At 56.1% G+C, this 20,108-nt stretch carries 14 protein-coding genes; 9 read left to right on the top strand and 5 right to left on the bottom strand.

Translation table 11 applies throughout. The features are described 5' to 3' along the window. Positions 1-288: 288 nt before the first annotated feature. Both HKK57_RS10760 and HKK57_RS10755 read right to left on the bottom strand, forming a co-directional pair. Positions 289-2,598 (bottom strand): DEAD/DEAH box helicase, encoded by a 2,310-nt coding sequence (locus HKK57_RS10760; protein ID WP_169390139.1) that lies wholly within the window; start codon positions 2,596-2,598, stop codon positions 289-291. Further along, positions 2,588-3,295 (bottom strand): hypothetical protein, encoded by a 708-nt coding sequence (locus tag HKK57_RS10755; RefSeq protein ID WP_169390138.1) that lies wholly within the window; start codon positions 3,293-3,295, stop codon positions 2,588-2,590. Before HKK57_RS10755 ends, HKK57_RS10760 begins: the two co-directional genes overlap by 11 nt. A gap of 1,236 nt (positions 3,296-4,531) precedes the next feature. On the opposite strand from HKK57_RS10755, the gene HKK57_RS10745 reads away from it, so the two are divergent. Beyond that, entirely contained in the window at positions 4,532-5,392 is an 861-nt protein-coding gene (locus HKK57_RS10745; RefSeq protein ID WP_169390137.1) for a tetratricopeptide repeat protein, read from the top strand. A gap of 151 nt (positions 5,393-5,543) precedes the next feature. Here the strand turns inward: HKK57_RS10745 and HKK57_RS10740 are convergent, their stop codons facing one another. Further along, a complete protein-coding gene (locus HKK57_RS10740; protein WP_169390136.1) occupies positions 5,544-6,326 on the bottom strand; it encodes an AraC family transcriptional regulator in 783 nt (260 codons plus the stop codon). Positions 6,327-6,445: 119 nt separating this feature from the next. Between HKK57_RS10740 and HKK57_RS10735 the strand changes: the two genes are divergently transcribed. Further along, entirely contained in the window at positions 6,446-7,345 is a 900-nt protein-coding gene (locus HKK57_RS10735; protein ID WP_070995034.1) for an EamA family transporter, read from the top strand. Here HKK57_RS10735 and HKK57_RS10730 read toward each other — a convergent pair. Further along, entirely contained in the window at positions 7,304-8,434 is a 1,131-nt protein-coding gene (locus HKK57_RS10730; protein ID WP_029299843.1) for a cupin-like domain-containing protein, read from the bottom strand. The two genes, HKK57_RS10735 and HKK57_RS10730, sit on opposite strands and share 42 nt — an antisense overlap. A 178-nt stretch (positions 8,435-8,612) precedes the next feature. On the opposite strand from HKK57_RS10730, the gene HKK57_RS10725 reads away from it, so the two are divergent. The 6 genes from HKK57_RS10725 (at position 8,613) to HKK57_RS10700 (ending at position 16,112) form a co-directional block, all read left to right on the top strand. Continuing rightward, entirely contained in the window at positions 8,613-9,113 is a 501-nt protein-coding gene (locus HKK57_RS10725) for a sigma-70 family RNA polymerase sigma factor (RefSeq protein WP_029299841.1), read from the top strand. Continuing rightward, positions 9,113-10,060, top strand: coding sequence for a FecR domain-containing protein (locus tag HKK57_RS10720; RefSeq protein WP_104911371.1), 948 nt, complete (start codon positions 9,113-9,115; stop codon positions 10,058-10,060). Before HKK57_RS10725 ends, HKK57_RS10720 begins: the two co-directional genes overlap by 1 nt. A gap of 112 nt (positions 10,061-10,172) precedes the next feature. After that, complete coding sequence (locus HKK57_RS10715; protein ID WP_154907191.1) at positions 10,173-12,596, top strand: TonB-dependent siderophore receptor; 2,424 nt, start codon at positions 10,173-10,175, stop codon at positions 12,594-12,596. Positions 12,597-12,786: 190 nt separating this feature from the next. Then, complete coding sequence (locus tag HKK57_RS10710; RefSeq protein WP_070995031.1) at positions 12,787-14,130, top strand: CHASE2 domain-containing protein; 1,344 nt, start codon at positions 12,787-12,789, stop codon at positions 14,128-14,130. Positions 14,131-14,168: 38 nt separating this feature from the next. After that, on the top strand, positions 14,169-14,534 hold the full coding sequence (locus HKK57_RS10705; RefSeq protein ID WP_029299836.1) for a hypothetical protein: 366 nt from the start codon (positions 14,169-14,171) through the stop codon (positions 14,532-14,534). Positions 14,535-14,546: 12 nt separating this feature from the next. Further along, positions 14,547-16,112, top strand: a complete 1,566-nt coding sequence (locus HKK57_RS10700; RefSeq protein ID WP_029299835.1) for a M48 family metallopeptidase — start codon at positions 14,547-14,549, stop codon at positions 16,110-16,112. Between the two features lie 75 nt (positions 16,113-16,187). On the opposite strand, the gene HKK57_RS10695 is transcribed toward HKK57_RS10700, so the two are convergent. Continuing rightward, complete coding sequence (locus HKK57_RS10695; protein WP_029299834.1) at positions 16,188-17,483, bottom strand: OprD family porin; 1,296 nt, start codon at positions 17,481-17,483, stop codon at positions 16,188-16,190. A gap of 461 nt (positions 17,484-17,944) precedes the next feature. On the opposite strand from HKK57_RS10695, the gene HKK57_RS10690 reads away from it, so the two are divergent. After that, entirely contained in the window at positions 17,945-20,017 is a 2,073-nt protein-coding gene (locus HKK57_RS10690; protein ID WP_029299833.1) for a TonB-dependent receptor, read from the top strand. Positions 20,018-20,108: the final 91 nt, after the last annotated feature.

Below are 20,108 nucleotides of genomic sequence, written 5' to 3'. Positions count from 1 at the left end.
GCCCAGCATTGACCCGTCTTCGATTTCGTGGCTAATCCGAGCGACGTCTTTGGGTCGAAAGTAGCTGTTCGGTATCCCAAATGCTCAGGCCCTAAATGGGTGCCAGGCTCGACTCGGTTGTAGCCATAGATGAGAAAACGGGTACGACGGGGTCGGCCTGCCAGGTTGGAAAAGAAGAAAACCCCCACAGCTAAAAACTGCAGGGCGAGGTTGCTTTCAACCTAGACTTGAGACCAGCTAATGAAAATCCCGCCTTTATCAAAGAAAACGCTTGGTTTGTTTTTTAAACTATAAAAATCGCTCAACAAGAGAGTAATTTTTTTTGCTTATGCTTGATATCTGGTCGTTGAAGATTATTTTATATTCATCGATATGCTGCACATAACCTCGAAGCCATTCTATATCCTCAAAGCTGAATCCATATTTCAAAAGCCAAATATCAATCTGATCATTGGTTCCGAATTTAATATAGTTGCTTAATGAGGCGGCGCGTTCATCGTGGGTTCTTGAATGGTATAATGTGAACGCCGCACAAAGTGCGTCGGCGAGAGAGAGTCCCACAACCTTGTCTAAGTAGTCGTATGTATCGTATACAACCAGGTCATAATCTGTATATTTTACGGGAGTGTTTTTAGGGAATAGTCCTGCCGCTCTTAAAAATCTGTCAGGCAAGCTAGAAGGAATAGGTGAATATCGAATTTTAAGCTTTTCTAATTCTGACTCGTACTCTTCATTGGTTATATCTTTCGCCTTTAATTGCCTAGTAAGTTTTCTGCGGTTTTTAAGGTCGCTCAAAAAAGCAAAGCGCAGTGATACTATTTCGCTAAATGATTTTCCTTGGACGTGCCAGAGAAGAATAGGGATTGCCGCGCTTAATATTGAAACCTCTGCTCTTGTTAAGTCTTTCCTGCGTAGGTGTTGAATATAGATGCTTCTCAAAGACTTTTTTACATCGTCTCTTTTTGAGCCTAACTCATAATATTCTTCGGCGGTAATTAGCACTCCGTCTACGTATAAGTTATCTAGAATCAGTTGAATGTCGTTGTCAATATCGGCTTGTTTTAAACGCTCAACTTGAGAGTCTGTTAAGTGAAGTTCGTCGTCGTAGCTCTCATTTTTAACTGCTTCGACCATGTCTTTTAAGTCTTCATCAATCTCATCAATAGGCATATCTAATAATGAGTCAGACTCAATCGTTACAATCTCAGAGAATCGCGATTTGAATGTCTTCAGATTTCGCTTGTTGATGATGGTATAGCCGTAATCTAAGCTTCCTTTTTCATTTGTTGTGCGGCCAGCTCGGCCAATTAAGTTTTTCAGCACAAGCGGTTTCATATCCTTGAAGTTATCGATCCAGACAACGTCAAAAGGCATATTAATCCCCTGACTGAGAGTTGAGGTCGAAAAGCATATGCGAGCGAATCCCTGCTTGATGAAACGCTCTATTAACAGCCGGGCTCTTAGTGGGATTGATCCATGATGAATGACTATCCCTTTCTTCATCATGTCAATCAGGGTGGAATGCTTTTCAGAGTTACCACTGCTTGCGCCGATAAACTCTCTAAGCTCCTCGATTATAGAGATTGCTTTCTCTGTTTCTAGTTCGGCACAGAGTTCTATATAATGATTGAACTCGCTTAAATACTCGCCGCTGTAAATTTTTGCCTTCGATATGTATATTAACAGTGTGCCTTCGTTTTCTAGCACGATACTTGGTAAGTCTTGGGTTATTTCTACGTTTTTACAGTTTATATTTGGGGAGAAAAAACTAAATGTTCCATCTTCAGCTACAGCAAATACTTTTCCGACAGAGAAAAGATTGTAGTTTCTAGATGATGAGTTTTCGCTGAAGTCGTGTTTAGACAGCTGCGCTTCAGGGTTTTCAATGAAAGGATGTGCGAAAACTTTTCTTGCCGCTGGGAAATACCGATCCGCGCGCCTAACAAATGAGTCAAACTTCATGCCCCGGACGGGCTCTTCTGAGATCTGAGCTTCATCTAGTAAGAATAAGTCTATATTAAAAGAGTTTTTATATTTAAATAGTTCTGCCCCACGTTCAGGGGTCACAATGAATACTCGGCGTTTGGTTTTTTCTTTATTTACATCTTCTATGAATTGAAGGACAAGTACATCCTTGTCAACCAGGTTCATAACCTCTTCGTAGTATTCCGCTATTAATGCTCGAGAGGGGACTACTATTATGATGTCGTTGCTGGTTTTTTCAATTAGTTCGCGAAATAGAAAAGATTTTCCTGCACTTGTAGGTGCAGAGAATGAAAAATACCTATTGTCCATTATTCCGTTATAGGCACTGGCTTGCATTGGGGTGAATCTCTTACCTAGGCTATCGCTTATAGCATCTGCAAAGACCTCATAGACTTCCTCGAAAACGCTTCGAGGCTCTTCCGTTTTGTAGAAAAGCCCCATGGCTGATAAAAAACGACCTTCATAGTCTTCAAATATATCTTGGTGAAAAATTTTAATGTAGGAGATTTTCTCAAAAATTAGCGGGTTAGATGGACCGTCACGATGTATTTCGTAAAGAGCGTCTTTAAGTATTCTCTCTATATTTACGCCATCTATTAAGTCAGCCAACATCTATTTCCACCCCGATTATGTAAAGCTCTTTATAAACCAAAAGTTTATCCGTTAAAGCATGGCTAACAGCGTTGGATATAATCCTTTCTGGTTCTTCTGAGTTTATGGAGAAGGCAGCCACATAAGCTTTGTGTCCTGCTAGATAGTTTGTTATGGCACCTACTGATACAAAATTTTCAAGCAGGTCCAGTTCTGCGGAATCTTTTTCTAGTGAAATGAAATCTACGATCTGCTGAAGAGCTTTAGTATAAGGATTGATTGAGCCACTATACTTGGCCTCTCCAAAAGCAATGAAACTCTCGCAACTCTCCGTGTGGAAGTCAAAGCCTGGATTACCAGAGACCTTTTCTTTTAATAATTCTGCTAGTGGGACTTTTAGATGGTTGCAGTTGAGGTTTAAAACGCATTGCGCAGAATCAGATACTAGATACTCACCAAAATCTGTAGTCAGCTCGGTCTCTGAGCGATTGACTATTAGGCCAACTAACTTTTGAATTGTACGTTTGGCTCTCGCCTCAAAGGATATTTTCTTTACTGCTCCGAACTCATTGATCCAGCTAGTATTTGATATGGTCTCAAGCATTTCGGAGGCGCGTGAATCCAGGTCTTTTATTTTAATGTGGATTCCTACCACAAGACAGCCATGTGCTTTTCCTAATGCAACTATATCAATAGGACCACATGAGACAACCTCCATTTTTTCTCTCCCACAATGAGTGGCTATTAAATTGTTATATTAATGTTTGATGTGGATTTTTTTTGCCGCAGCACTTCAGATGAAGTTTTCTGATGTTCGCAACTATACTTTCGGAAGAACAAAGAGTATGTGGAAATTGCAGATCTTGTAGCTGCCCGTGTGAAATAGCGGCAGCACGCGCATTTCGATTTTTCAGCGATGACAGCATGCGTGTACTCCCTGTACATAAGGCTTTGCAGTGGCAAGGTGCCACCTTGGAGATTATCTCGCTAGCGGGTAAACGTAAAGGATGTAGAGCCGAAGCGTTATTTTAGCTTCTTGGCCAGCTCTTCCATTTTAGGGTGGTAGTAACGCATTAGCATGCGAGTGTCTTGGTGGCTGGTGATTTTCATGAGCTCGTGAAGTATGAATATCTCCGCCAGGCGTGAGGTCGTCTCATGACAGTGAATCACCCCGGATTTTCCAGACACATCTGACCGACTGCTTTTGGCCGTCTGCTGCCTGTCGCCACGGCAGCTTTTGGCGGATTCCTAACTATTCTCGACGGAGGGGATGATCAACAACGTTCGAACTCAGGAGGTTTACCATTCCGTATGCGGCTCTGAATTACTTGCAGACCGACAACGTGCTGACATCTAAAAAATCCCGAGTTCGATTCCACCGAACGCCATAACTAGCTGATTTGTTTATAGTTACTAGTTGGGGTACGCCGAATTTTCCAGCGAACTCCAGATGCCCGAAAAACCTAGTCTCGCCGAAACATACCGTTCGTCTGGTGCCGCACCATACAAAACAAAGCCCCTGCAGAAATGCAGGGGCTTTGTTGTTTCTGGGGTTTGGGCGTACCCGTCCTCTCCACTCGCCGTGGACATCCTCTTAGCCGTCCTCTCCTCGCCATTACTTAGCTTCGTCGTGCACCTGACGTGCGGGATGCCTGCAGATTAAGGGTGAGAATAAATCGGTCTCCTTTTCCAAAACGTCCACAAAGTGTCCACACCGGAATTACTAGGCCGCGCGCCACCACTTCATTTCGACGGTTGAGATGCTGCTGTCAGCTCACGAGCAAATTTCAGGGCAGGCGCTGGTGAAAATAAATCCGTCCCCTTTTCACTCCCTTCGGGCTTCAGTCCCTAACGTCTCCGGCTGGAGGTTTGCGTGCTTGACCGAATAGTAGGGCACCATGCCAATATCGCCGCAATAATCTGACCTCATTAGCGCGTTGAACGGAAGCAAGCCATGCGTAAAGCTGCTCTTTTACTGACATTTACTGCTTTGGTCGCCGGATGCACAAACACCGGGCCAGGATCACCGGGCGACCCCTACACAAGCATACGTTGCTCGAAATCATTGGATCACCCGCCCATCCCCAGTGAGCATGTCGAGTACATCCGCGCGCAAAGCGATGACGGAGACCTCTATTGCAAAAACGTACTTGCCCTTATGTACGAGAGCGGCACGGGTGTGCCGCAAGATATACCGAAAGCCAGGGCGCTCTTTCAATCAATAGCGAATGTGGACGAAGCGGGTTATCACAACCTTGGCCGCATGGCGGAGGAGGGTATTGGTGAGACATCCGACTATGTGAAGGCAAGAGCCCTTTACCAGCGGTCTATTTCTGTTTCTGATAGCAAAACGAAGTTGGCCAAATTCATGGAGGAAGGGATTGGAGGGCCCCAGGATCTTAACGGGGCGATGGCGCTATATCTGCGAAGCAGCAGCGAAGGTGTTCACCGGCTACGCGCCAAAGGTGTGACATTAACCCCCGAGCAGATAGAAGACTTCAACGCACGCTGGCTCAAGGGAGTGACTGCCTACAGTCAAATGAAGATACTCCAGGTAGAAAACAGTCTGCCCTTGGAAGTAAGGCGGGGCCCTGCTCTCAAGCCAGTTTGGTTCGCGATGAAGTACACCAAGGGGTCCTTAGTACCTGAAATCGAGCTTCTCGAAAGTTCGGGCAATAATTCCGTCGATCAGATGGTGTTGAAGGGGATGAGTTCCTACAGATTTCGCTATGAACCTATCATGCCCGAAGGCAAGACCGTTTGGCCGCTGGTTACCAGTCTCAGCCCAAATTCAGCTCCACGCAGTTTGGAGTAGTACGTTTCCCTTGCTGCGCAGCGGGCCGGGCTTTCGTGCTGCGCATCGAGCCTAGTCAAACAGCCGACCTGTCTCCACCTCTTCTGGCTTCAATACCTAACGTCCGGCCGGGCGGCCTGCTGACCAGCACCCAAACTCAACCCGCCCCACCTCAACCCAACCTATTCAAAAAATACCGACTAGGCACCTCCCCCAACACCCGCCTGAACACACTCGTAAACGCACTCGAGCTGCTATACCCCAAATCAATCGCCACCCGCGTCACCGACTCGCCATTTCCCAACCTGACCACGGCCGCCAACAGGCACGCTTGCTGGCGCCATTCCACAAAGCTGATTCCGGTCTGCTGGCGAAACAGCCGGGTGAAGGTGCGGCGGCTCATGCCGAGGTGTTGGGTCATGTCGTCGATGCTGGTTTCCAGTGATGGCTGTTCCAGCAGCTTGCGGCAGATGTGGGCCAGACGGGGGTCGTTGGGGAGGGGGGCGTTGAGTGACAGGGGGCGCATGCCGGCTATTTCGTCGAGCAGCAGGGTCATCAGCCGGCCGTGCAGGTGCTCCTTTTCGTACAGCGCCGGTACGTCGATGGCGCGGATCAGCAGTTCGCGCAGCAGCGTGGATACGCCGAATACCTGGCACTGCGCGGGCAGGTTGAGACGGGTTGCGGCTCGGTCGCGGATGTAGGTGTTGAGCATGGTCACCGGGCCGCTCATGCTCATTTCGTGGGGCACGCCCGCCGGGACCCAGATGGCGCGGTGGGGTGGTACCACCCAGTTGCCCTGTTGGGTGAACACGGTAATCACGCCGCAGGCGGCGTAGGCAAATTGCCCGCGTTGATGGGTGTGTAACGCAAAGTGCCGGCCATCGTGGTAGTCGTTGGCGGTGACCACGGCGTCGCGGGGGGTGTTTTCGTAGGGGTCGATATCAGTTTCGCGCATGGCCCGAATTTAATGATTTATGACCTGATAGTGCAAGCGAGCCATCGCGCCGATTGCCCATAGTTGCGCCCTGGCTGGCGCACACAGGTGCCGGCGCTGCTTTGTGGAATCAGAACATCATGCAAAACAAGCATCTGGCCCTGGCCGTGTTGGTGACGGCTGTGTGGGGGCTGAATTTTCCGATCACCAAACTGGGTTTGGTGGGGATCGATCCGCTGTTGCTGACCGCCCTGCGCTTTACGCTCGCGGCGTTGCCGTGGGTGTTTTTTGTGCGGCGTCCGGCCGTGGCGATGAAGTGGCTGGTGGCCTATGGCTTGATCTTCGGGGTGGCGATGTGGGCCTTGATCAACCTGGGGATTGAACTGGGTGTACCGCCAGGCACTGCGGCCTTGCTGATCCAGTTCAGTGCGTTTTTTACCTTGGGCTGGGGGGTATTGTTGTTTCGCGAGCAACTGAGCGTAGGCCAGATCCTGGGGGTGGGCCTGGCGGCTGTAGGACTGATCGGCATTATCGCCAGCAGTCCAGGCGAGGCGACGACGCTGGGTTATGGCTTGTTGCTGGTGAGTGCGTTCAGTTGGAGTGTGGGCAACGTCATCATCAAGCAATCGAAGGTGCGCGAGATGTTTGCTTTTGTGGTGTGGGCCAGTCTGTTCCCGCCGCTGCCCTTACTGCTGCTGACGTGGCTGGCCCATGGGGCGGCGCCGTTCACCGCGCTGGTCACCCATGTGCAATGGCCGACGGTGTTCTCGCTGCTGTTCCAGGTGTACGCGGCCACGCACTTTTGTTACTGGGGCTGGAACTTGTTGCTGCGCGAGTACCCGGTTTCGAAGGTGGCGCCGCTGTCGTTGCTGATCCCGGTGTTTGGCGTTACCGGTTCCATGCTGTTGCTGGGGCACAGGGTCGATATCAGCGAGGGCATCTCGATTGCGCTGATTCTATCGGCGCTGGCGGTGGGGTTGGTGAAATGGCGCCGCCCTTCACCACCCACGCCCCGAGTTGACCCAGAAATTCACCGATAGGGATGTGGCCAGTGACTCCACCTGGTGGAACCAGCCTTCGGGCAAGAACAACATATCCCCAGCTCGCAGCACCACGCGTAGGAAGGTTACGTCGCGCGCGGCGGGGAAGCGTTGGTAGTCAGGCGCGTCCGGGTTGAAGTCGCAGCCATCCAGGCCGCCTTTCGGGGCGGTGGACCAGGTACCCAGGGCCTGACGATGATGGGGAGCAGCCAGGATGAAGGATTTTTCGCCCCAGACCTGGGCAAACAGGTTATCGGTGTCGTCGCGATGCAGCGGTGTCAGGGTGCCTTTGGGGCCGATCCAGATGCGGGGAGCGATGTACTGCGCGCGATCAAAATAGAGCGGGTAGCTGATCTGTTCCAGCAATTGCGCCGGCAGGATGTTGTTGCCCATATAGGCCGGCGGCTCGCCGTTGGCGCCGCGCACCGCAGGGCGGTCGAGGGAATCGATGAAATCGGCCATGGGCGTGGAGCGAAAATCGCGCTCGGTAGAGAAGGTTTTCTGCACGTAGTCGCCATGCCGGGTGATGCCTTGCAGTTGGGCGAAGTGCACCAGTGATTCTTCACGGCTCATATTGAACAAGCGCCAGTCTTGCAGGGCGTCGCTGATGACCAGCGGGATGCCCTCCGGCACGTAGCCGCCGCGAAATTCGTCCACCGACAACCCCGCACGCGGCCGCCGCTCGACGCTGTGCTGGGTCGGCAGGCTGGCCGAAACCCGCTCGCTGAAGCGCGGGGGCGTCGGGTAGCGCTTGTTCATATCGACTTTTTCGGCGCTGGCGCCCTGGCGCGCGCTGTCGATGATCTGTGGCAGCAGCGTGGCCAGGCCCATGTTGCCGCTGATTTTCAAACGGCCGCTGGCGAACAGTTCTTCGACGTCGGTGGCGCCGGCCATGATGCCGAGAAAGTCTTGTTGCGCCACTTCAATGGTCACATCCGGCGCTGGATGCACCCCGGCCTGGGTCACGCTGTGGGTCTTAACTTGCGCCCAAAATGCCTGGCCTGGGCCAAAAAGGAACTGGAAGGTGCCCTCCAACCCAACCGCGCCGGCATTGGCAAACAACCTGGACAGAATGTTGAGCACGTCCATTGCGTTCCCTCTTCGTATTTTTCTGAATAGGGAACGAATAGCCGCCTTGAAAAGTTATAACAAAATATTGCACAGCTCCCCAATAGGTAAAGCTGACAGCGCCACAACACCCGCTTGCATAAAAACTCCACCCTCACAATAATGAGAGAGATTACCATTTACGCTTGGTGAAACCCTCATGTCGGCGCTTGATCATTCAGCTCTTCATCAGCTGTACAGCGAACACAACAGTTGGTTGAAGGGCTGGTTGCGCGTCCGCCTGGGCAATGCTGCCGATGCTTCTGACCTGGCTCAAGATACGTTCCTACGGGTCATGACCGCACGCAATGACACGCCCATTCGCGAGCCCCGGGGTTATCTGAGTGCCATTGCCCGTTCGCTGCTAATCGACAAGTCGCGCCGACGCACCATCGAAAGGGCCTACCTTCACGCCCTGGCCCAGAGGCCGGAGCCGGTGGATGTTTCGCCGGAGATTCGTTTGTCCATCATCGAAATGCTGGTAGCCATTGATAGCCTGCTCGATGAACTGGGTACCCGGACCCGGGAGATTTTCCTCGCCGTGCAGCTTGAAGGCCTGAGTTACGTTGCCGCGGCTGAACGCTTCGGCGTGTCGGTGACGACGGTCAAAAACCATCTGATCCGGGCCATGACGCGCTGCCTGTTGCTGGTCGAACCTTGATGCCTGCCACAGTCGACCTCAAGACACTGGAAGCCGCCGCAACCTGGTATGTACAGCTCAACGACGGTAGCGGCAGCGAAGCGCAGACCCAGGCCTGGCAAGCATGGGTAGATGCCAATCCACAGCACGCGGCGGCGTGGGCCCGGGTCGAAATGTTGCAGCAACAATGGGCAAAGATGCCTCGACAAGCGGCCCTGTCGAGCCTTGGCGCCGCCCAGGCACAGCGCCGTGATGTGCTGAAAATACTCGGCATGCTGGTGGCCGTTGGCGGCTGTAGCTGGCTGGCGGTGGAGCAGGTGCCATATCGCTCGATGCTCGCCCAGCAACGCACCCGCCTGGGCGAACGGCGCTCGGTCCGCCTGGACGATGGGTCGCAATTGGAAATGAACGCCGACACGGCACTGGATATCCACTTCGACGCCAGGCAGCGGCGGATCGAGCTGTACCGTGGCGAGATTCTTATCCAGACCGCCAAGGATCCCGCCCACCGCCCATTTATTGTGTACACCACTGATGGCAGCGTGCGTGCCCTCGGCACCCGCTTCAGCGTTCGCCCGCTGGCAGGGCAAACGCAGGTGGGGGTTCTGCAGGACGCGGTCGAGGTCACGCCAGGTAACCATGACCACCAGCCATTGCGCCTGGAAGCCGGGCAACAAGTCACTTTTGATCGCCATGCGGTCTCCCCTCCTCACCCGCTGCCAACCGGCTCGACCGCCTGGGTGCAAGGTATGTTGAGCGTGGACGACTGGCGCCTGGGTGATTTTATCGAGGAGTTGAGCCGCTATCGCCCTGGCGTGCTGCGCTGCGCTGCTGGCGTGCAAAACCTGAGCATCTCAGGTGCGTTCCGTATCGACGACACGGATACGGTCCTGGAAAATCTGAGTAAAACCCTACCGGTGAAGGTGCGTTATCTGACGCGATATTGGGCCAGTATCGAACCGGCCTGATTGCCCGCGCAAATTTGTTTGGCTGCTACCTTGCTGATTCCGATTCTCATCCGTCAATGACACAAGCCGCGATAACAGCGGCTCTCTGCCAGCTCAACGGAAGGATCATCCGATGCCCCCGCTTCCTCTCTACGCCAGGACTTCATTGACACGTGCGGTTCGCCTGGCGCTGTTTGGCTTGACCCTCGCAAGCCTGCCGGCAATGGCGCTCCTGCCGACGCAGGCAATGGCCCAAAGCACGGCGCCTTACGCGATCGCCGCCGGCCCGCTGGGCAAGGCCCTCAGCCAATTTGGTGTGCAAGCTGGGGTGACTATTTCGTTCGATACCGAGCAGGCTCGCCACCTCACCACCGGCGGGTTGCAAGGCGCGTACAGCGTCGAGGAAGGCCTGGCCCGGCTGCTCGCCAACAGCGGCTTGCAGGCCCAGCGCCAGAGCAACGGCGGGTATGTTCTGGTCACCGCCACGGCGCAGGCCGCGCTGGAACTGGGTGCGACCCAAGTCACCGCCAACCAGTTGGGGACGGTGACTGAAGGCTCCGGGTCATATACCCCTGGCACCATCGCGACGGCGACTCGCTTGGTCCTGACGCCTCGCCAAACGCCGCAGTCGATTTCTGTGGTCACCCGCCAGGCCATGGATGATTTCAGCCTCAAATCCATCGACGACGTGATGCGCTATACACCAGGCATCACCGTCGCCACCTACGACAGCGAGCGCACCGCTTACTTCTCGCGTGGGTTTGCCATCCAGAACTTCCAGTACGACGGCATTCCGATCCTGCAGGATGCCCAGTATTCGTCCGGCCATACGCTGACCGATACGGTGATGTACGACCGCGTGGAGATCCTCAAGGGCGCCACCGGCCTGCTCACCGGTGCGGGCGGATCGGGGGGCACGATCAATATGGTGCGCAAAAAGCCGACCTCGGCGTTCAAAGGCTATATCGATCTGGGTGCAGGCTCCTGGGACAACTATCGCTCGGAAATCGATATCAGCGGCCCGCTGACCGAGACCGGCAATGTCCGTGGCCGAGCGGTTGCCGCCTATCAGGACAAACATACGTTCCTGGATCACTACCAGCGCAAGACCAACGTGTATTACGGGATTCTTGAGTTTGATCTGTCGCCGGACACCTTGCTGACGGTTGGTGGTGACTATCAAGACAGCGACCCGCAAGGTTCTAGCTGGTCCGGATCTGCCTCGCTGTATGACTCGGCGGGCAACCGTATCAACACCTCGCGCTCGTTCAACAACGGTGCCAAGTTCAGTAAGTGGGAACAGTACACGCGCACTGTATTCGCCACCCTGGAGCACAGCTTTGAAAACGGCTGGGTGGCCAAGGCGCAATACAATCACCAGATCAACGGCTACGACGCACCGCTGGCGGCCTTGCTGTCACCCGATGTCAATACGGGCAAGGCGATGATGCTGACCCGCAAATACACCGGTGAAACCACCAGCGACACCGGCGATCTTTACGCCACAGGGCCCTTCAGCCTGTTTGGACGTGAGCATGAGCTGGTGCTCGGCACCTCGGTGTCCCGTTCCCGCTGGCTGGGCCGGGATTACACCAACGCCACCAACCTCAACAATAGCCACGACTACTTCAACTGGGACGGCGATGCCCCCCGACCGGACTGGGGCCCGCAAACCAAGCGTAACGATGAACTGACCCGCCAGAGCGCCAGCTACATCACCGGGCGCTTTAGCCTGATGGATGACCTGACGCTGATGCTCGGTACCCGGGTCAACAACTATGAGGTCAGCGGCACCAGCCAGGTGAAGGACACCGGCAAGGTGGTGCCCTATGTCGGCGCGGTCTATGACCTCAACGACTATCTCTCGGCCTACGCCAGCTATACCGAAATCTACCTGCCACAAGACGACTACCGCGACAGGACCAACAAGCCCATCGAACCCGATGAAGGCAAGAACTACGAGGTCGGTCTCAAGGGCGAGTTCTTCAATGGCCGCTTGAACGCAAGCCTTGCGTACTTCCAGGTGCATGAAGAAAACCGTGCGGTGGATGACGATGACTATATCGGCGGCAGCTACCCTGGGCTCGACTACGCCTCCAAAGGGATCAAGGCCAAGACCAAGGGCTGGGAAGCGGAAGTGTCCGGTGAACTGAGCCCTGGCTGGCAGTTGCAGGCCGGCTATACCCACAAGATCATGCGTGATCAGGCGGGGGAAAAGGTTTCTACCTGGGAGCCGGAAGACCAGGTCAATCTCTACACCAGCTATAAGCTCAAGGGCCCACTGGACAAGCTCACCCTGGGCAGCGGCGTACGCTGGCAAGGTACTGGCTGGAAGATGCTCAGTAACTACGGCAAAGGCACCACCGAGAAGTTCTCCCAGGAACCGCTCTGGCTGGTGGACGTAATGGCGCGCTACCAGATCACCGACACGGTGTCGGCCTCACTGAACGTCAACAACATCTTCGACAAGACGTACTACACCAACATTGGTTTCTACAACTCGGCGTACTACGGCGACCCACGCAATGTGATGCTGTCCACCCGCTGGAACTTCTGACCGGCTAACAAGAGCTCTGCGTCCAGGCATCACATCACGCTGCCTGGACCGCCGCCGGACACACCAGATGGCACTTAGCCATATTTCTAATTGACACCCCCCTCCCCGTCCTTTAAAACCCATGCATTCGCTGCATTCACGCGGGAAACCCTGCCCCTGACAGCACCCGCTGCTTTATATCGAGACATGGATGTCGAAGAACCCCCCGCTTTTCAATCCCCGCCGCTATTTGCTCGCGATTTTTATCGTGTTGCTGGCGGTGCTCGACCCCTTCGGCCTGGCCAGTTCCAGTGACAAGGCATCCGCCCAGTGGCTCAACCGGATGTCTTCCAGCAAGTACCCCAGCACCGGCCAGCAACACATCACCGTGGTGTTGGTCGATGACGCCTACTTGATGCGTAACAACACCTCGTGGCCGATGCCGTACAACGAGCAGAGCAAGTTGTTCAAACGCTTGCTGGCCTACAAACCCAAGGCGGTGTTTGTGGATTTGCTGTACAGCCACGATCACTCCCTCGGTGACCCGACGCGGGGCAGTCAGTTGTTGGCGAATGTGTTCGAGCGCTATCAGCGCCGGGGCATTCCCTTGTTGCTGGCCAATACCGGGGTGACGCGTGGCGAAAAGGGCCAAGCCAATACCCTCGAACAATTTGCCGCATTCAGCCAGCCGGGGCTGGTGGTGTGGGACGGTGTGGACGACAAGTACCCGCTGGCAATGCCGACCGCGCTGGGGGTGATGGAAACCCCGGCCTTGGCGATGTACCGCCAATTCTGCAAGGACGCTCCCTGCACGGGTCTGCCCGAAGATGCCGAGGCGGCCTCACGCTTGCAGCCAATCGCCGTGCAGTGGGGCTTGAAGCTGGCACCCGAGCAGGCACAGATCGCCGATATTCGCCACTGCGCAGCGCCGCGCAACTTTGTACTGGATTGGGTGGCGCAGTTGCTCCAGGCGGTGTTCTGGAAACTGGACGACTCAGCCCAGGCCCGCTGCCCTTATAGCCTGACCTTGTCGGCCAGCGACCTGGAGGTCAGCTCGCCGCAGGATCAGGCGCTGGTGGCCGGGTTGCTGCGCGATCGGCTGGTGATGGTCGGGGCCAGCATCACCTCCACCGGCGACGTGGTGCAATCACCCGTGCATGGCCTGATTCCTGGGGTTTACCTGCATGCCATGGCCTTGGACAACCTGATCAACAAGGGCATGGATTACGAGCGCGAGCCGGCCAATTTCCCCGGTTGGAACCTGCACTGGGTGGACGTGCTGGAGCTTGGGCTGCTGGCGCTGATTATCGTGCTCAAGGCCCTGCATGCCCGGCGTCTGGCCGGCCTGCATACCTGGACTCGCTGGCGCAGGCAGGAGATCCGCTTCTTCACCTCGCCCTATCCGTCGTGGGGTTTGGTGATGCTGATGCTGCTGGTGGTGTGCGGGGTGCTCTATCTGAACCACATCACCCTGGTCAACGTACTGGGGATTGTTTTGTTGTCATTGGCGCTGTTCAGCGAGCGGATCGAAGCCTTCTTCGACCGTGGCCGCTGAGGGGTGCCGCCATGTCGTCTCACTCAAGGAAACCAAGGATGAACAAGATCCTCATCGTGTTACTCGCCGCGCTTTACAGCCAGGGCGTGCTGGCCGAAACCCATCTCATCAAGGAGTTCCTGGCCGACCCGGTGGAGGTGGTGGACGAGCAAGGCAAAGTGCAGCGGGAAATCGCGCGCAAAGACGCACCCAAGCAACCTCTTCCGGTGTTGCAGCTCAACCAGGCGCTGGAGCTGATCCAGGTGGAATTGGCAGGGCAGAAAGTCTGGCTGGACACTGGCGACGTGCGTATCGAGCCGCCATTTCACAAAACCGCACTGCCGTGCCAGCTAATGCCCCAAAGCCTGGCCAAGGACACACACAACAATTCCACGCTCAGCTACGGCGCCGGCTGCAATCAATAAGGGAGTACCGCGGTGAAGGGATATCTATTGCTGGCCAGTGCATTGCTCAGCGGCTGCGCCACCTTGAAAGGTGCCGACCAGGCGTTTCTGAACCTGGTGGGGCCATCGACCCAGTCACGCGTCGAAGGCCACTATGTGGATAACGCCGACGTGCGCCAGTACTACAAGCTCGACCCGCAACGCGCGGGCCAGCAGCGCTTGAGTTACGACGGTCGCACCGTACCCGCCGCCGAGGCGCGCCAGCAGAACCTGGCGGATATCCCGATGTTGCAGGTGTACTTGCAGGGCATCGTCACGCGCCTGTCCAAGGGCTGGCCAGGGCAGTTGCCGCTGCTGCAGGTGAAGATCACCGACAGCTACAGCTTCGGGCCGTCGGCGGACCCGTACGGCAATATCTTCGTGCCCCTGGGCATGCTGGAAAACGTCGGCAGCGAAGATGAAATCGCCGCCATGCTCGGCCACGAGATGAGCCATGTGCTGCTGCATCACCATGACCGCGCCGCCGCCTTCAAGCAGCAGAAGGACATGTTTACCACCGTAGCCTCCACTGTGGCCCTGGCAACGGTGGCGGCCAACACCGGGGTGGATCGCAGTTCGGGCACCATGAAACTGTTCAGCAAGGACCCGGCGGGCACGCAAAAAACCATCGGCAACACCGTGCTGTATACCTCGCTGGCCAACAGTTTTTCCGACAACGTCTGGAGCACCGCCTGGGGCCGCAGCCAGGAAGACCAGGCAGATTTACTTGGCACCGACCTGATGATCCGCGCCGGCTACGCGCCCCGTGCGGCCACCCATAGCCTGGAACGCCTGAATGATTTCCAGGGCAAGCAGAAGCCGCTGCTGACGGGCTTTCTCACCGCCCGCAAGGACGCGATGCAAGACTCATTGCAGCAGTTCAACCTCGACCGCTTTACCAAGGAGCTGGACGTGCTGGTCAAGGACGGCCTGACCAATACCATCACCGCCACCACCGATTACTTCAACCGCTCCCACATGTCCGCCATCGACCGTGACACCGAGCTGCGCCAATACCTGCAACGCGAGTACCGCAAGGAGCGTCGCGCTCGGGTCAATACCACGAGCTGGCCAAAGGTGCGTGACGCCGCGCCCGTGGCCAAGGCCATGCAAGGCTACAAGGATGCGTACGCCGCCACCGCTGCCCTGGCAAAAAACAAAGTGCCCGAGGCCGATGCCTTTATCCGGCGCGCCTTGAGTTCACCGGTCAAGGACCAGCCGAACATCCGTCGCACCGCCTACGCCGTACGCCTGGCCCAGGGTCGGAACGCCGATGCGCTCAAGGAGTTGCAGGCGATCAAGGACTGGTCCCTGGCTGGGCCTTCGACCTATGACTTGATGATCAGCTACTACCTCAAGCGCGGCGACGGCAAGGCCGCGCTGGCCATGATCGACAAGGCCGAACGCAACCTGGGCTCGGAAGAGTTGTTTATCACCGAGAAGCTGCTGGCCAACCAGCAACTGCAAAACACCCAGCAGGTGCAGAGCGTGCTGCGCAAATGCGGGCAGTACCCGGCGCGCAAGGCCAACTGCCAGAAGCTGGCGCAGGTCAAGGCGTAGGGTTTCAGGCAGGTAAAAAAAAACCCCGACAAGTCGGGGTTTTTTATTGCCTGGTATCAGGCACGACGCTCGATCTTAGAACACGTTGATCGGGTAGTCGGCGAACAGACGGATTTCGTTACCACCAACGTTGTAGTTGTTGGCGTTGGTCGAAACACGCAACCAGGAAGCGCGGGCACGCAGGCTCAGGTCTTTAGCCGGGCCGCTCTGTACCACGTACTTGAACTGGTTGAAGATTTCACGCTCGGTGCCATCGCCACGGTTGCTACCGTCGTCGATGTTGGTGCCGCGCACGTAAGCGATGTTGTAGCTCAGGCCCGGTACACCGAAGGTGGTGAAGTCAATGCCGTAGCCGACCTGCCAGGAGCGCTCGTCTTTAGCGTTGAAGTCAGACCAGTAGGAGTTGGCCAGCAGGATGGTATTACCACCGTCGCCGATACCGCTGCCACGGGTGTTGTTGCGATAGCCGCCGTACATGTAGCCGGTGTCACCGGAGCTGCGCTGGTGAGCCAGGGTCAGGCTGTGCGGACCGAAGGCCCAAGTGGCGCCCAGGCTCCAGATTTTGTTGTCGCGAGCGCTAGCATCACCTTGAGTCAGCTGGGCGAAGCTCTTGTCCAGCTTGGTCTTGTAGCCGTTGAAGTCAAAAGTCAGCGACTGCTCCTGTGGCAGGGCCAGCACGTAGTTGACGTTGACGTATTGCTTCTTCAGCACGTCTTCCATGTCGGATGCGTACAGCGCGGCCGACAGGCTTTCGGTGAACTTGTAGCTACCGCCCAGGTAGGCGATGTTTTTCAGGTTGCCGCTGTCGGTGCCTTCGGCGCCTTTTTGGGCTTCCTTGGTGAAGTAACCACCTTGCAGCTCCAGACCTTTGATCTCTTTGGAGACGATCGAGGTACCGGTGTAGGTTTCCGACAACAGACGGGAGTTGTCGTACTGCAGGACCGGCACGGCTGGCATCTGGTCACCGTACTTCAGCACAGTGTTGGAGATGCGTGCCTTGACGGCTGCGCCGCCCTTGGCCAGGTCGTGTGGTGCTGCGCCGCTGTCGCCTTGCTTGAAGAAGTTGATACCGCCAGCGCCGCTGCGACCTTTACCACCGTCCAGACGGATGGCGTATTGGCCGATCACGTCCACACCCACACCGACGGTGCCTTGGGTGAAGCCGGACTCGAACTTACCGATGAAGCCTTGGCCCCACTCGGCTTTATCTTGACCACCGTCTTTGTAATCGCGGCTGATATACGCATTACGCGCCGCGATGTTCAGGTGACTGTCTTCCACGAAGCCTTTGGATTGCTCCTGGTCGTTTGCCATTGCCTGAGTAGCGCTCAAAATCCCCAGAGCAAGCAGACCCATCCGTTTATTCAACATTTTTTTATTCCTTATTACTGGTTGAGTACGCGCTGTGACACCTGGCTCCATTTGGCTTTTTTGGTATCGACTTTCCCCGGATAAAAAAAGGCCCGCGGACGACCGAATATGCCGCGGGCCTTTTTTTATAGAGAAGTCATGGCGGTTAGCCACAGGCGTTGAGGCGAATCCTATCCGCGCCCTCAACCGCATGTCAATTTAGTGAATCGTCTGTATTTAGGCAAAAAAAGTCTAAGCGATATTATTTAGCCATTATTTACGCCATATATACGCTCGCCCGATTCATACGGTGAATAAGCCGCTGGTGGGTAACGCAATTTCCAATGTGGCGTAAAATTCCCTACAAGACACATCTTGATACAAATACCCGAGCGGGCAGCGCAAGAATAAATCACGCGCGCAAATAGCAAGCATTATCATTCGCGCGTTATTTTCCCTCCCTCTTACGGATGCGCCCCTAGATGCCTGCCCCACGCCTGACGCCCATGACCCTTGGGCTTTCTGCACTGCTGTGCGCCGGATTTGCCTGCGCCGCGACCACACTTCCCGCCACCTCGATCAGCGCCGAAGCGGACGAGGACGACCCTCGCGTCAAAGACTCCAACACCGCCACGCGTACCAATACGCCGGTACGCTACGTGCCCCAGGCGATTGATTCGGTAAAGACCGAGAACCTGCGCGCCTACGGCACCAACGACCTGGGCCAGGCCTTGAGCGGTATCCCCAACGTCAGCAGCGGCGCCGATACGCGCTTCGACAGTTTGCGCATCCGCGGCTTCGAGGCCAGCAGCGACTTCTACCTCGATGGCATCCGTGACGACAGCCAGTACGTGCGCGACCTGCACAATATCGAGCGCATCGACGTGCTCAAGGGCCCCGCCGCAGTGTTGTACGGGCGTGGCGGCCAGGGTGGGATCGTCAACCGCGTCAGCAAGCTGCCCCAGGCCGGGCGTGCTTCCAGTATCGAGGCCCAGGGCGGCACCAACGGGTTGCGCAGCCTGTACACCGACTTGAGCGCCGACCCTAGCGAGAACATCAGCCTGCGCCTGAACATGGGTAACGAGGACACCGACAGTTTCCGCGACGATATCAGCGGCAACCGCAAACTGTTCGCGCCGTCGATAAGCTGGCAACTGACCCCGCAACTGAACTGGCTGGTGCAATACGAATACAGCCGCTACGACCGCACCCCGGACCGTGGCATCCCTGGCGTGCGTGGACGCCCGGCCGATGTGAGCCGCGACACCACCTACGGCGACCCGCGCGACTACATCGACGACACCACCCAATCCCTGCGCTCCAAGCTCGCCTATGAACTCAACGACAGTTGGCAACTGCGCCACACCCTGGGCGTGTTCAAGCTCGACAGTGACTTCGACAACACCTACCTGACCGGCTACGACCCCAAGACCAACACCGTCGGGCGCCAGCGCTGGCAGCAGGACCTGAGGACGCGCAACGTATTCAATAACGTCGAGCTCGAAGGCGGCTTCAACACCTTTGGCCTGGAACACCGCCTGCTGAGCGGTGTGGAATTGGGCAGCCAGCGCCGTGATCCGAAGCTGTACAGCGCGGTAACGGCAACAGTGCCCGGCCTTGATCTGAACCACCCCAACCGGCACCTGAGCCATACCGGGCCGATGAGGATCTCCAGCAACAACCACACCGAAGTCGAAAGCCAGGGGCTGTATGTGCAGGACCAACTGCGCCTGAACGATCAGTGGCAAGTCCTCGCCGGTTTGCGCTACGACCGTTTTGAAGTAGAAACCACCAATAAGATCACCCATATCCGGCAACCCGTCGACAGCCACAACACCAGCCCACGGCTGGGCGTGGTGTGGACGCCAGTGGAAAACCATTCGTTCTACGCGTCGTGGAGCAAGACGTTTTCCCCCACCGGTGGCGGCCTGATCGGCATCACCCCGAATGCGCCGGGCAATGCCAACGACCTGAGCCCCGAGCTGACCAAGCAAAAAGAAATCGGGGTCAAGAGCGACTGGCTCGACGACCGCCTGAGCACCACCCTCGCCGTGTATGAACTGGAACTGTACAACCGCCGCACCCGTGACCCGGAGAACCCGCTGATCACCCTGCTCAGCGGCATGCAACGCTCCCGCGGTATCGAGCTGACCACCACCGGCAAAATCGTCGGCAACTGGTATGTGCGCGGCGGCGTCGGCGTACAGGACGCCAAGGTGGTGAAAGACAACAACGGCTTTGAAGGCAAGCGCATCAGCGACGTGGCCAAGCGCAACGCCAGCCTGTTCGTGACCTGGAAACCCGAGATGGGCTGGTACGCCGAAACCGGCCTGACCCTGGTGGGCGATCGTTATGCCGATAACGCCAATACCGTGATGCTGCCCGGCTATGGCCGCTGGGACGCCCTGGCGGGCTTCCGGCACAAGGAATGGGATGTGAAGGCGGCGCTGAACAACATCAGCGACAAGACGTACTACGCGTCGGCGACCAGCGCCAACCAGATCCAGTTTGGCGACCCGCGCAGCCTGGTGGTGACGGGGACGTACAACTTCTAACCCACATGCAGTTCCTGTGGGAGCGGGCTTGCCCGCGATAGCAGTGTGTCAGTTGATGCATATGTGACTGAAACACCGCTATCGCGGGCAA

It is taken from the genome of Pseudomonas sp. ADAK21 (assembly GCF_012935735.1).
Taxonomy (GTDB): Bacteria; Pseudomonadota; Gammaproteobacteria; order Pseudomonadales; family Pseudomonadaceae; genus Aquipseudomonas; species Aquipseudomonas proteolytica.
The sequence above is the reverse complement of the archived record's forward strand: the minus strand, read 5'-3'. Positions and strand labels throughout refer to the sequence as shown.

Excerpts from the sequence above, each read along its gene's own strand:
- HKK57_RS10760 (WP_169390139.1), bottom strand. The coding sequence starts at position 2,598 with ATGTTGGCTGACTTAATAGATGGCGTAAATATAGAGAGAATACTTAAA.
- HKK57_RS10755 (WP_169390138.1), bottom strand. The coding sequence starts at position 3,295 with ATGGAGGTTGTCTCATGTGGTCCTATTGATATAGTTGCATTAGGAAAA.
- HKK57_RS10745 (WP_169390137.1), top strand. The coding sequence starts at position 4,532 with ATGCGTAAAGCTGCTCTTTTACTGACATTTACTGCTTTGGTCGCCGGA.
- HKK57_RS10740 (WP_169390136.1), bottom strand. The coding sequence starts at position 6,326 with ATGCGCGAAACTGATATCGACCCCTACGAAAACACCCCCCGCGACGCC.
- HKK57_RS10735 (WP_070995034.1), top strand. The coding sequence starts at position 6,446 with ATGCAAAACAAGCATCTGGCCCTGGCCGTGTTGGTGACGGCTGTGTGG.
- HKK57_RS10730 (WP_029299843.1), bottom strand. The coding sequence starts at position 8,434 with ATGGACGTGCTCAACATTCTGTCCAGGTTGTTTGCCAATGCCGGCGCG.
- HKK57_RS10725 (WP_029299841.1), top strand. The coding sequence starts at position 8,613 with ATGTCGGCGCTTGATCATTCAGCTCTTCATCAGCTGTACAGCGAACAC.
- HKK57_RS10720 (WP_104911371.1), top strand. The coding sequence starts at position 9,113 with ATGCCTGCCACAGTCGACCTCAAGACACTGGAAGCCGCCGCAACCTGG.
- HKK57_RS10715 (WP_154907191.1), top strand. The coding sequence starts at position 10,173 with ATGCCCCCGCTTCCTCTCTACGCCAGGACTTCATTGACACGTGCGGTT.
- HKK57_RS10710 (WP_070995031.1), top strand. The coding sequence starts at position 12,787 with ATGTCGAAGAACCCCCCGCTTTTCAATCCCCGCCGCTATTTGCTCGCG.
- HKK57_RS10705 (WP_029299836.1), top strand. The coding sequence starts at position 14,169 with ATGAACAAGATCCTCATCGTGTTACTCGCCGCGCTTTACAGCCAGGGC.
- HKK57_RS10695 (WP_029299834.1), bottom strand. The coding sequence starts at position 17,483 with ATGTTGAATAAACGGATGGGTCTGCTTGCTCTGGGGATTTTGAGCGCT.
- HKK57_RS10690 (WP_029299833.1), top strand. The coding sequence starts at position 17,945 with ATGCCTGCCCCACGCCTGACGCCCATGACCCTTGGGCTTTCTGCACTG.